This is a genomic window from Pantoea sp. F_5 (genome assembly GCF_008631595.1).
GTDB lineage: Bacteria > Pseudomonadota > Gammaproteobacteria > Enterobacterales > Enterobacteriaceae > Pantoea > Pantoea gossypiicola.
The window spans coordinates 307,218-319,473 of the sequence record NZ_VWUO01000002.1 but is presented as its reverse complement, the minus strand read 5'-3'; the positions used below and the strand labels follow the sequence as shown (position 1 = coordinate 319,473).

Below are 12,256 nucleotides of genomic sequence, written 5' to 3'. Positions count from 1 at the left end.
CTTATGAAACTGTGGTTGCCCGGCATCATCACTCTGCTGATTGCCTTTAACGCCCAGGCTGAAAATTATCGTGTGGTCTACTCCCCCAGCCTGGCGCTGGAGGTTTATATCGATAATGTGGTGAGTAAAGCGCCTGACGACTGGTGTAAAGAGACGCTGCCGCTGCGTATCGTCTCCGGCAAAAGTAAGGATTCGGCCGTACTGACCACCTTTTTACCGCGCGTGGGCACCCTGCTCGCAAATCAGTGCGGCTTACTGGACGAACTGCCCTGGCAGATGACCAATAAAGAGGGTGGCGTACTGGCCAGCGGCAGCGCCAGCAAGTTGCAGAACTGGCGGCCGATTGTGATGGCGGATGCAACAGCCAGCGCCAGTGACAGCAATGCCGCCGCGCTCGACCTGTCACGGCCCGCCAACAGCACGCCGCTGCAACATTTTGATCTCCCCAGCGGCTGCCATTTCCGTACCGCCTGGGATGACAATGCGCAGACCCTGTTTATTCCCGATGTCAGCAAGCAGCAGTGCTCGCCGGACGGCTGGGCAGAAGGCAAAAGTGAACTGACGCTGGCGACAGCGGATCACCCGACGCCGGTTGCGGTTACCTTTTATCAGGGTTACCCCATCGCCAATCTGACGATTCCGGACAGCAAGCTGGAAGTCATTGCTGCCAATAATCAGCGCATGATTGTGACACGCCCGGATACGCCGGATAGCTGGCTGGTGCTGCCTTTTGATGCCCGACAGCATGTCTGGCGCTTCAATGGTGCGCTGTTAATAAAGATGGATAAGAATGCTGCGCAGCAGGATGCTGACGCTGTGAAATCGCGAGTCGATACATTGCGCAGCCAGTGGGCGCCCTATTTCATGCCACAGCAAAAAGTGAATGTGTTACTCATCGACACCCTGCACGCGGATCTGGTTGATCCTGCCATTGGTGCCTGGCGTAACATCAATTAATTACCGCGCAGCCTGACGACCAGGCCGTGTACAGAGAGTTCACTATGTCGGCTAATGATAATCCGAAAACCGTTCCGAATGCCCTGCCTGACGGATACCGTTTTAATGAATTTGAGATCAAGGAAGTGATCGGAGGCGGCGGCTTCGGCATCGTCTATCGCGCGTGGGATCACCAGCTTGAACGTACTATTGCCATTAAAGAGTATATGCCCGTGTCGCTGGCTGTCCGTGCCGCCGACTTAACGCTGGAGCTGCGCGGTGAACGTTTCCAGAAGCTGTTTAATGCCGGGCTGACCAGCTTTATTCAGGAAGCGCGTCTGCTGGCCCGCTTTAATCATCCCGGTCTGCTGCACGTGCTGCGCTTCTGGGAGCAGAACGGCACGGCCTATATGGGCACGCTTTACTACAGCGGGATGACGCTGAAAGAGTGGCAACTGACCAGCCCGGCCTCCATCTCTGAAGCCTGGATCCGTCGCCTGCTGCCGCCGCTGCTGGGGGCCATCAGCACCATCCATCAGGCCGGCTATCTGCATCGTGACATCTCGCTCGACAATATCCAGATTCAGGAGAACCAGCTGCCGGTGCTGCTGGACTTCGGCTCGGCGCGTAAAGAGATTGGCAACCTCTCTGACGAAACCGAAATCATGCTCAAACCCGGCTTTGCGCCGATTGAGCAGTACAGCGAAGAAGGTGAAGTCGAACAGGGACCGTGGACTGACATTTACGCGCTGGGCGCGGTGCTGCACAGCCTGATTACCGGCAATCCACCGCCCGTGAGTGTGGTGCGCTGTATTGAAGATAATTATCAGCCGCTGGTGGAACGTCAGCCAGAAGGCTACTCGCTGCCGCTGCTGCATGCCATTGACTGCGCGCTGGCGATGAAGCCCGGCGATCGTCCGCAAACGATTGACGCCTTTGCGGCGCTGATTGATCTGCCGGTCAGTGATGTGGAAGCCGTAGTGAACAGCTTCCCGGTGCCGGGCGAGCCGCCCGCGCTGCCCGTCGAGGAGCCGGTTGAAGCGGCCCCGCCAGTGGTGATGACGATGAATCACGCTGCGGCGTCAGCGGAGCCGGTAACGCCGCGCACGGTGCGACGGCTGTCGCCTGGCTTGCTGGGGCTGGCTGCCGTGGCGCTTCTGGCCGTGGTCGTCACCGTCTGGCTTTCTAACCGCCACAGTGCCACACCGGATGTCGTTAACAATCCGGCAGCTGCGACGCAGGCACCCACATCAACCTCGCCAGCAGCTGCCGTGCCTGCCGCGCTGGCGACGGTTTATCTTAAGCTGGAGAGCGGTGAAAGCGTGGTGCTGAATGGACAGCCGGTTGAGGTCAAACCTGGCAGCAGCGGATTTGCCGCGCTGAATCTGGCGGCGGGACAGTATAAAATTGACGTTAAAAATGGCAGTGAGATGCACACGCAATCCCTGACGATTGATAAGCCGGGCACCTGGCTGATTAATCCTGGCAATTAGGCAACCGGATTAACAGGTGAGTCGCGGCTGTCAGCGGTGCAGATAATAAAGGGCGCGTCATAAGAACGCGCCCTTTTGCTATGCCGGTCGGGATTCAGGCCTGCCTGAGGCAGGATTGCTGCAGCGTCCGCACCTGATGCGCCAACCGGCTCAGACTCTCTTCTTCCATGCCGCGCCGGGTCAGTTCTTCTTCCAGCGCAAACAGATACTGTGCATTCGATCCCAGGGGGCCGCTGGCGGCGGCAATCAAAGGTGCAATTGCCTCCGGGCAGGAGTCTGATTCATAAAGCGGATGGCGCGGGTCCATGATAAAGGTCAGCGCAGTGACGCTGCGGCCATCCTCCAGCTGTAACTCACACCATGTTGGTAAATAACAGCCGGTGATCATCTCTCGCTTCCACAGCAGCGCCAGTTCTTCATGTAACCGCGCTTCCGGCAGACGAAACGCCAGTCCGGTGGTGCGGCCACCCTGCTTCAGTGCCAGCATGCGGCCAGGATGTGTGGCGGTGGCACGTCCGGCAATCAGCCGCAGGCAGAAAGCGCGATGCCAGCCTTCCAGCGAACCGGATGCGACTTCATCTGCCTCAAAAATCGGGTTCCACATCAGCGAGCCGTAACCAAAGATCCAGACCGGGCTATGATCGGGACGGCAGGCCAGCGTGGCTGCCAGAGAAGCCGCGCGCTGCTCGCAACTCCAGAGCAGCGTCTCATCGATATCCCCGAATGACGTTTTACAATCCGCTTTTAACAGAAATTCCCGGGTAAGCAATGCGACCTCCTCAACTTCAATAGCGTCCTGCAGAATGGCTCCTGTACCATGATGCCTAAAAGGCACCGCGTTTCGATCATCAAATTGACAGTAATCTATTTACACGCGGGGTTTCAAGCGTGATTCCGGTCGCAGGTTAAAAAAAACCAGATAAACCTGATAGCGCAGACGAAAAAAAGGACCAGATTATCCTGGCCCTTTGTCATGAACAGGCTAGCAGGGGAATTATTTTTTAGGATGCCACTTATCATCATCACCTTTTTCATACTCTTTCTTCACGGCGGCCCAGGCGACTTTATGCGCCACCTCTTCCCGTGAGTCATCGCCGCGGCGATCTTCAGCCTCTTTATACTGATCCCATGCACTGTTAAAGGCCTGCTGATAGATCTCCTGCGCGTGCGCAGGTAGTACGTGTTTTACATTGTCAGGTAAGTCAGCTCGATTAGCGTAAGGCATAGCGGCTCCTCAGTTTATAAATTCACACTAAGCCTGGCGCAGGACAGCAAAAATTCAAACAGCGATTTATCAGTGCTTCAGATTAAAAAGCAGAATCTCGCCCTGCAAATGACAATGATAAGCCTGTTTTTCGGCAAAACGAGACCAGATAGGTGCATAAGTCATAATTGTTGTAGCCTGATTAACCTTGCAATATTTGAGATAACACCCGGTTAATACCCCTTCGGCAATTTATTGCATTTAAGTAAAAAGCAGTAAATTTTTCCCACCCGGGCCGGTGAAAAGATAAACTGCGCCCTGCCCTAAAACTGATTATATTTTTAACAGCAGCATCCGCTGCGTCCGGATAATCATTAACCAGAGAGGACGGTGAATGCCTTCACATGAAAAAACACGTCACAAGGAATTCTCGCTGATATTTCCCATTATCACGCTGGGTATACTCTATTTTTTTGGTGCAAATACCTCATTTCCGGTCGTAGTCGGGATTAACTTACTGGCGCTGGTTGCCATTCTGAGCAGCGCATTCAGCGTGGTGCGTCACGCTGACGTGCTTGCCCACCGGCTGGGTGAGCCTTATGGCTCGCTGATCCTGAGTCTGTCGGTGGTGATTCTGGAAGTGAGCCTGATCTCCGCGCTGATGGCGACCGGCGATGCTGCACCCGGGCTGATGCGCGATACGCTTTATTCGATAGTGATGATTGTGACCGGCGGGCTGGTGGGTTTTGCGCTGCTGCTGGGCGGTAATAAATTTGCGACGCAGTACGTTAATCTGGCGGGCGTAAAACAATATCTCATCGCTATCTTCCCGCTGGCGATTCTGGTGCTGGTGTTTCCCAACGCGCTGCCGGGCGGAAATTTCTCGGTGACGCAGGCCCTGCTGATTGCGGCGATTTCCGCGGCGATGTATGGCGTTTTCCTGCTGATTCAGACCAAAACGCATCAGAGCCTGTTTGTCTATGAGCATGAAGATGATAGCGATGATGGTGATCCGCACCATGGTAAACCTTCAGCTCACAGCAGCATCTGGCACACCGTCTGGCTGATTGTGCATCTGATTGCCGTTATTGCCGTGACCAAAATGAACGCCAATACGCTGGAAAGCCTGCTGACGGAGATGAATGCACCGGCACAGTTCACCGGTTTCCTGGTGGCCCTGCTGATCCTCTCTCCTGAAGGCCTGGGCGCGATTAAGGCGGTGCTGATGAATCAGGTGCAGCGCGCCATGAACCTGTTCTTTGGTTCGGTGCTGGCTACCATCTCCCTGACGGTGCCTGCGGTGACCATTATCGCCACGCTGACCGGACAGGAGCTGATATTCGGGCTGGAGCCGCCGCAGATGGTGATTATGATGGCATCGCTGATCCTCTGTCAGATATCCTTCTCAACCGGCCGCACCAATGTGCTGAACGGTGCTGCGCATCTGGCGCTGTTTATTGGCTATCTGATGACTATCATGCTGTAACGTCACTGAATTTCAGGCGAAAAAAAAGAGCGATTAATCGCTCTTTTTTTGCAGCAAACTTACTTGCTGGTATCGAGTTCCGGGAAGCTCTTCACCAGGTCATCAATCGCTTTCATTTGTACCAGGAACGGTTCCAGCTTATCCAGCGGTAATGCAGATGGGCCATCACACAGGGCATGTTCCGGATCCGGATGCGCTTCGATGAACAGACCGGCAATGCCGACCGCCATACCAGCACGCGCCAGCTCAGCCACCTGCGCACGACGACCACCTGAAGCCGCGCCAAACGGATCGCGCGTTTGCAGCGCATGGGTCACATCGAAAATCACCGGGCTGTTTTTGGTGACTTTCTTCATCACGTTAAAGCCCAGCATATCGACAACCAGATTGTCATAGCCAAAGTTGCTGCCGCGATCGCACAGGATAACCTGCTCGTTGCCACCTTCTGCAAACTTATCTACGATGTTGCCCATCTGACCCGGGCTGACGAACTGCGGCTTCTTGACGTTGATGACCGCGCCGGTCTTCGCCATCGCTTCCACCAGGTCAGTCTGACGTGCCAAAAAGGCCGGCAGCTGGATCACATCCACCACTTCGGAGACCGGCTGCGCCTGTGCCGCTTCATGGACATCAGTGATAATCTTCACGCCAAACGTCTGCTTCAGCTCCTGGAAAATTTTCATTCCCTCTTCGAGGCCAGGGCCACGGTAAGAGTGAATCGAGGAACGGTTCGCTTTATCAAACGACGCCTTAAACACGTAAGGAATACCGAGTTTATTTGTCACGGTGACATAGTGCTCGCAGATGCGCATCGCCAGGTCGCGCGACTCCAGCACGTTCATCCCGCCAAACAGTACAAATGGCAGATCGTTTGCAACGTTGATATCGCCAATACTCACGACTTTCTGTGTCATGCCCTTTCCTTTTCAGTGGGTCCGCTTAGTGCAGCGTGACCTGTTTTTGTTCGATTGCGTGAATCTGAACTTTGATCATTTCGCTGACCGGATCTTCAGGACACTGCTCAACGAAATAGTTTAAATCACTCAGGGCGATATGTTCGCACTCCAGCTGCGCGTAGATCAAACCGCGATCGCGGATTTCATAAGGATCATCCGGATCGATACGCAACAGCACCTGACTGACGTTCAGCGCCAGCTCCATCTTCTGCTCTTCCATCAACGCCGCTTTCAGCGTGTCGAGCATTTTGCGCATCACGGTCACGGTTTTGGCTTCGTCGAGATCATCGTCATACAGACGCGCCGTAGGGCTGATATTGCCTTTCAGCCACACTTCCAGCGTATGCCGGTCAAGGGTTTCACCGTTGAACGGGTTGATCATCCACTTATCGCCATCAATCCAGTCGGCGCGCAGAATCAGCTGGGTCGGGAAGATCACCGGCATCAGCGGCAGTTCCAGCTCGGCGGCGATGTGCAGCAGAATCACGCCCAGTGACACGGCGGTGCCCTGGCGGGTCTTCAGTACATTGTCGATCCAGAGCGCATCAGAAAGTTTGTAGACGCCGCTGGCACCGCAAAATCCCCACTGGCGATAGAACAGCTCCAGCAGCTTTTCGAGCTGCATGTCAGCATCTTCGATGTCGCTGACATACTCACGCGCTTCGGCGACTAACGCCGCAAGCTGCGCTTCCACCGACACCGCCGGGAAATCGGCGCGGATGGCAAGCGTGGCACCAATCACCGCTTCACACAGCGGTGTCTGGCTGAAATCTAATTGTTCGGTCGAGGTCATGCTATCCCCATAACGGCATTTTGGTCAGCGCCAGCGTAATGATGGTCACCAGGGCGATTAACGCCACCAGAAAAGCGATCCAGCGGGTGCGATCAGTGCGTGGACGGCGACTCAATGCCACAAATCCTAAGGCGATGTAGATGATAACCGCTAAAAGCTTCTCCGTCAGCCAGCTTCCTTGCGGCGTGAAGGGATAGAAGTGGGTAATCACCACCAGCAGGACGCCGGTCACCAGTAACAGGGTATCGTTAACGTGCGGCAGAATGCGGACCCAGCGCTTTGTCATCATCGCCGAACTACGGCGCAGCCAGTAAAACCGCAGCAGGAACAGCGTCACGGTCAGCACAACCGTTAAGATATGCAGATTTTTAATCAGGGGATAAAAAGCAAACATCATAAATCCTTTTCAAAGCGCTTTTATGAAGGGAACTGACCCAGCGTCACACGCGGATTACCACCGTAATCCCTGACGGTTTCAACGGCGTGATAGCCATTATTCCGCATCAGTGCAGCCACTGCCTCACCCTGCTGCCAGCCATGTTCCAGCAGCAGCCAGCCATCCGGCAGCAGCCACGCGGGCGCCTGCTCGATCAGCGTGCGCAGATCGGCCAGTCCCGCTTCATCTGCCACCAGCGCGCTGCGCGGTTCGAAACGCACGTCGCCCTGCTCCAGATGCGCATCGCTGGCATCAATATAGGGTGGATTGCTGACGATGAGCGTAAAGCGCTGCGGTGTGAGCGCCTGGAACCAGTGACTGAGCAGAAAGGTGGTATTAGAGAGGTTGAGCTGTTCTGCATTATTGCCCGCCAGCTTAACGGCGGCTTCAATGCGATCCACGCCGGTCACCTGACAGTCGGGCCGCTCGCTGGCCAGCGCGAGCGCAATTGCCCCGGTGCCGGTGCCCATATCCAGAATGGTCGAGGGTGTCGCGGGCAAATGTGCCAGCACCTGTTCAACCAGCAGTTCGGTATCCGGGCGCGGGATCAGCGTGGCGTCACTGACACGTAACGGCAGCGACCAGAACTCGCGTTCGCCTACCAGATGCGCCACCGGTTCACCCCGTGCACGCCGCGCCAGCAGGCTATCCAGCTGTGCGAGTTGCACATCGCTGAGCACCGTTTCATCGAAGGCAATTAACCAGCTGCGCGATTTCCCGGTCACGAAGCCTAACAGGATCTCTGCGTCACGCTTCGGACTGTCACCCCCGCACAGCGTGGCGACAGCCTGTTTCAGCCAGTGACGAATATCCATTAATCCTGACCAGCCAGTGCCGCCAGCTGATCCGCCTGGTACTCCTGCACAATCGGCTCGATCAGGCTGTCGAGTTTGCCTTCCATCACTTCATCCAGACGGTAGATCGTCAGGTTAATACGGTGGTCGGTCACGCGGCCCTGCGGGAAGTTATAAGTGCGGTTACGGTCAGAGCGATCGCCGCTGCCCAGCAGGTTGCGGCGGGTACTGGCTTCAGCAGCGTGACGACGCGCCATTTCAGCAGCGTGAATACGCGAACCCAGTACCGCCAGCGCTTTGGCTTTGTTTTTATGCTGAGAACGTTCGTCCTGACATTCCACCACGATGCCGGTAGGCAGGTGGGTAATACGGATCGCGGAGTCGGTGGTGTTAACGTGCTGACCACCTGCACCGGATGAGCGGAAGGTATCGATCTTCAGGTCACCGGCGTTGATTTCCGGCAGTTCCGCTTCCGGAATTTCCGGCATCACGGCCACGGTGCAGGCTGAAGTATGAATACGCCCCTGAGATTCGGTCTCCGGCACGCGCTGTACGCGGTGTCCGCCTGATTCGAACTTCATGCGGCCATAGGCACCGTCGCCGGTGACGCGGGCAATCACTTCTTTGTAACCGCCATGCTCACCTTCGTTAGCGCTGATGATTTCCACACGCCAGCGACGCGCTTCGGCATAGCGGCTGTACATGCGGAAGAGATCGCCGGCGAAGATCGCGGCTTCATCGCCGCCCGTTCCGGCGCGCACTTCGATAAAACAGGCGCGCTCATCGTCGGGATCTTTCGGCAGTAACAGCACCTGAAGCTGCTGCTCCAGCACGTCACTCTTCTCACGCGCTTCCTGCAACTCTTCCTGCGCCATATCACGCATTTCAGGGTCGTCCAGCATCTGCTGCGCCGTTTCGATATCGTCCTGAACCTGCTGCCAGTCGCGGAAGCAACGGGTTACATCAGTCAGTTGAGCATATTCGCGTGACAGCGCACGGAAACGCTCCTGATCGGCGATGACACCAGCATCGCCCAGCAACGCTTCCACTTCTTCGTGGCGCTCCTGCAGGGCTTCCAGTTTGGCAACTATAGAGGTTTTCATTTAAATGTGGGATTCCCGTAAACAGGTGGCGACAGCGGTGTGCCTAATCGAGACCCAGGCTGTCGCGTAAAATCTGCAGGCGTTCATTATCGCCATCGCGGGCGGCCTGCTGAAGTGATTTGGTTGGCGCATGTATTAAACGGTTGGTCAGCTTGTGCGCCAGTTCCTGCATGACTTTCTGCGGATCGGCACCCTGCTGCAGCGCCTGCAGCGCACGGCCTTCCAGCTCAGCACGGATATCCTCCGCCTGAGAACGATATTCACGGATGGTATTCACCGCGCCCTGTGAGCGCAGCCACGCCATGAATTCGCTGCTTTCCTGAACCACGATGCTTTCCGCCTGAACCGCGGCCGCTTTGCGCTGCGCCAGGTTCTGCTCGATGATCGCCTGCAGGTCATCCACGCTGTAGAGATAGGCGTTAGGCAGATCGCCGACTTCCGGCTCCACGTCGCGCGGCACCGCAATATCGACCAGCAGCATGGGTTTATTACGTCGCGCTTTTAGCGCGCGTTCCATCATCCCCTTGCCGATAATCGGTAGCGGACTGGAGGTTGAGGAGATAATAATGTCGGCTTCGGCCAGACGGGCATCAATCTCCGCCAGCGTGATTACCTCTGCACCGACTTCCGATGCCAGCGCTTCGGCACGCTCGCGGGTACGGTTCGCGATGATCAGATTTTTGACCTGATGTTCACGCAGATGACGTGCCACCAGCTCGATGGTTTCACCCGCGCCAACCAACAACACATTAACGGATGAGAGGGATTCGAAGATCTGACGGGCCAGCGTACAGGCGGCAAACGCCACTGACACCGCATTGGCACCGATATCCGTTTCCGTGCGCACGCGTTTGGCAACAGAGAAGGTTTTCTGGAACATGCGTTCCAGCTCACTGCTCAGCGCATGGCCACGTGAGGAGTCGGCAAATGCTTTTTTCACCTGACCGAGGATCTGAGGCTCGCCCAGCACCAGTGAATCGAGTCCGCTGGCGACGCGCATCAGGTGGCTGACCGCGTCGTTATCCTGATGCCAGTAGAGGCTGTTACGCACATCCTCTTCATCCAGCTGATGATAATTGCATAACCAGCTCACCAGACGCGCCTGTAAATCGGCCTGCTGCTCTACACTCAGGTAGAGTTCCGTCCGGTTACAGGTGGACAACACCACGCCGCTCTGCACCATTGGCTGCGATAACAGGCTGTTCAGCGCCTGCTCGAGCGTCTCCGGCCCGAACGTAACGCGTTCGCGCAGAGCAATGGGGGCAGTCTTGTGGTTGATTCCGAGAGCGAGCAGCGTCATGGCGGTTTTGGTTGGGATGTCCCAATAATGTCAGGGTTTTGTGAGGCGCATTCTACAAGATGCGGCAGATCAAGAAAAGCCATACAAAGGCTATGACTGTAATAAGATTAACCTGTTCGTGCTCAATTTGCTGCATAACAGCATTGACGGTTAAAACCGGGACGGTTAGCGTTATCCGTTACGAATAATAAATGTGTCCGAGGAGATGACCACTTGATGCTTAATTCACCACGCAATCTGTTGCGCCTTTTGCCCCTTGCCAGCGTGCTGCTGGCGGCCTGTAGCGTCAACAAACCGCAAGGTCCCGGCCCCAGCGTTACCGCGCCACAGTGGCAACAGCATCAGCAGGCGGTCTCAAAGGTCACGCACTACCAGACCCGCGGTGCCTTTGCCTACCTCTCTGACAAGCAGAAAGTCTACGCCCGCTTCAACTGGCAGCAGACCGCGCCCGATCGCTATCGCCTGCTGCTGACAAATCCGCTTGGCAGCACTGAACTGCAGCTCGATGCACAGGGCTCGGTGGTGCAGATCGTCGATAACAAAGGCAAGCGCTACGTCAGCAACGATGCGCAGAAAATGATCTCGCAACTGACCGGCATGAACATTCCGCTGGCCAATCTGCGTCAGTGGATGATGGGTCTGCCAGGCGATGCCACGGATTATCAGCTCAATGATAGCTATCAGCTGAGCAGCCTCAACTACAGCCGCGACGGTCAGAACTGGCAGGTTTCGATTGCGGGCTACGACAGCAAGGTTACGCCGCCGCTGCCGTCCAGCCTGGAGCTGAAAGAGGGTGACCAGCGGATTAAACTGCGTATGGACGGCTGGACCGTTCAATGATCACCCACTGGCCTGCCCCGGCAAAACTGAATCTTTTTCTCTACATCACTGGCCGTCGTCCCGACGGCTATCACAACCTGCAGACGCTGTTTCAGTTTCTCGACTACGGGGATGAACTGCAGATTAGCGTCGATCACAGCGACGCTATTCAGCTATTAACGCCGGTGCCGGGCGTGGCAGATGCGGACAACCTGATTGTCCGCGCCGCAAACATGCTGAAACAGGCGGCACAGGATAACCATCGCCTGCCCGCACGCGCGGGTGCGCAGATTGCTATCGAGAAAAGGCTGCCCATGGGCGGCGGCATCGGTGGCGGCTCTTCTGATGCGGCGACCGTGCTGGTGGCGCTGAATCATCTGTGGCAAACCGGCTTCACACCAGATGAGCTGGCGGCAATCGGCGTGAAGCTGGGCGCGGATGTACCGGTCTTTGTGCACGGCTTTGCGGCCTTTGCAGAGGGCGTGGGTGAACAACTTCAGCCCGCAGCGCCGGAAGAAAAGTGGTATCTTGTCGCCCATCCCGGTGTGAACATCAGCACACCCGTGGTATTCAATGACCCCGGGCTGACGCGGGATACGCCATCGCGCAGTTTATCGACGCTTTTAGCCTTACCCTTCACCAATGATTGTGAAGCAGTGGTAAGAAAACGTTTTCGTGAGGTTGATGCGCTTGTTTCCTGGCTGCTAGAATACGCGCCGTCACGCCTGACTGGCACAGGCGCTTGTGTGTTTGCTGAATTTGACACCGAGTCCGCCGCCCGCCAGGTGCTGGAGCTTGCCCCGAATGGGGTACGCGGATTTGTAGCCCGGGGCGTTAACGTTTCGCCGCTACAGCGTACCCTGCGAGGCGATTAGCGAATGCGTGACAGTGTCACCCCGTTCCAGACACTGCACGTTTCGCATTAACACACCCGTG

At 56.2% G+C, this 12,256-nt stretch carries 13 protein-coding genes; 5 read left to right on the top strand and 8 right to left on the bottom strand.

Going from position 1 to position 12,256, the window contains the following annotated elements; all coding sequences use genetic code 11:
- Window positions 1-3 precede the first annotated feature (3 nt).
- Together F3I44_RS04005 and F3I44_RS04000 are read left to right on the top strand one after the other, a co-directional pair.
- The gene (locus F3I44_RS04005; RefSeq protein ID WP_150015469.1) at window positions 4-957 is read left to right on the top strand and encodes a hypothetical protein; all 954 of its coding nucleotides are present in this window, start codon (window positions 4-6) and stop codon (window positions 955-957) included.
- Between the two features lie 44 nt (window positions 958-1,001).
- Window positions 1,002-2,429, top strand: a complete 1,428-nt coding sequence (locus tag F3I44_RS04000) for a serine/threonine-protein kinase (RefSeq protein WP_150015468.1) — start codon at window positions 1,002-1,004, stop codon at window positions 2,427-2,429.
- Between the two features lie 94 nt (window positions 2,430-2,523).
- Here the strand turns inward: F3I44_RS04000 and F3I44_RS03995 are convergent, their stop codons facing one another.
- Both F3I44_RS03995 and chaB read right to left on the bottom strand, forming a co-directional pair.
- Window positions 2,524-3,198 carry a gamma-glutamylcyclotransferase gene (locus F3I44_RS03995; protein ID WP_190285886.1) on the bottom strand — a complete coding sequence of 225 codons (675 nt, stop codon included), beginning with the start codon at window positions 3,196-3,198 and terminating at the stop codon, window positions 2,524-2,526.
- A 225-nt stretch (window positions 3,199-3,423) separates the two neighbouring features.
- Window positions 3,424-3,654, bottom strand: a complete 231-nt coding sequence (gene chaB / locus F3I44_RS03990) for a putative cation transport regulator ChaB (RefSeq protein WP_150015466.1) — start codon at window positions 3,652-3,654, stop codon at window positions 3,424-3,426.
- Between the two features lie 373 nt (window positions 3,655-4,027).
- Between chaB and chaA the strand changes: the two genes are divergently transcribed.
- On the top strand, window positions 4,028-5,119 hold the full coding sequence (gene chaA, locus F3I44_RS03985) for a sodium-potassium/proton antiporter ChaA (protein WP_150015465.1): 1,092 nt from the start codon (window positions 4,028-4,030) through the stop codon (window positions 5,117-5,119).
- Window positions 5,120-5,178: 59 nt separating this feature from the next.
- Here the strand turns inward: chaA and kdsA are convergent, their stop codons facing one another.
- The 6 genes from kdsA to hemA are packed head-to-tail and all read right to left on the bottom strand — an operon-like array spanning window position 5,179 to window position 10,501.
- Entirely contained in the window at window positions 5,179-6,033 is an 855-nt protein-coding gene (gene kdsA / locus F3I44_RS03980) for a 3-deoxy-8-phosphooctulonate synthase (RefSeq protein WP_033732390.1), read from the bottom strand.
- Between the two features lie 25 nt (window positions 6,034-6,058).
- Window positions 6,059-6,868: an invasion regulator SirB1 gene (gene sirB1, locus F3I44_RS03975; RefSeq protein WP_150015464.1), complete on the bottom strand. Its 810-nt coding sequence runs from the start codon at window positions 6,866-6,868 to the stop codon at window positions 6,059-6,061.
- 1 nt (window position 6,869) lies between these two features.
- On the bottom strand, window positions 6,870-7,262 hold the full coding sequence (locus F3I44_RS03970) for a SirB2 family protein (RefSeq protein WP_150015480.1): 393 nt from the start codon (window positions 7,260-7,262) through the stop codon (window positions 6,870-6,872).
- Between the two features lie 23 nt (window positions 7,263-7,285).
- Window positions 7,286-8,119: a peptide chain release factor N(5)-glutamine methyltransferase gene (gene prmC, locus F3I44_RS03965; protein ID WP_150015463.1), complete on the bottom strand. Its 834-nt coding sequence runs from the start codon at window positions 8,117-8,119 to the stop codon at window positions 7,286-7,288.
- Window positions 8,119-9,201: a peptide chain release factor 1 gene (prfA, locus tag F3I44_RS03960; protein ID WP_150015462.1), complete on the bottom strand. Its 1,083-nt coding sequence runs from the start codon at window positions 9,199-9,201 to the stop codon at window positions 8,119-8,121. The genes prmC and prfA overlap by 1 nt, the downstream gene beginning before the upstream one ends.
- A gap of 43 nt (window positions 9,202-9,244) precedes the next feature.
- Window positions 9,245-10,501, bottom strand: coding sequence for a glutamyl-tRNA reductase (gene hemA, locus F3I44_RS03955; RefSeq protein ID WP_150015461.1), 1,257 nt, complete (start codon window positions 10,499-10,501; stop codon window positions 9,245-9,247).
- 216 nt (window positions 10,502-10,717) lie between these two features.
- Here hemA and lolB point away from each other — a divergent pair, with 216 nt between their 5' ends.
- Together lolB and ispE are read left to right on the top strand one after the other, a co-directional pair.
- A complete protein-coding gene (lolB, locus tag F3I44_RS03950; RefSeq protein ID WP_150015460.1) occupies window positions 10,718-11,341 on the top strand; it encodes a lipoprotein insertase outer membrane protein LolB in 624 nt (207 codons plus the stop codon).
- Window positions 11,338-12,195 (top strand): 4-(cytidine 5'-diphospho)-2-C-methyl-D-erythritol kinase, encoded by an 858-nt coding sequence (ispE, locus tag F3I44_RS03945; protein WP_150019299.1) that lies wholly within the window; start codon window positions 11,338-11,340, stop codon window positions 12,193-12,195. Before lolB ends, ispE begins: the two co-directional genes overlap by 4 nt.
- Window positions 12,196-12,256: the final 61 nt, after the last annotated feature.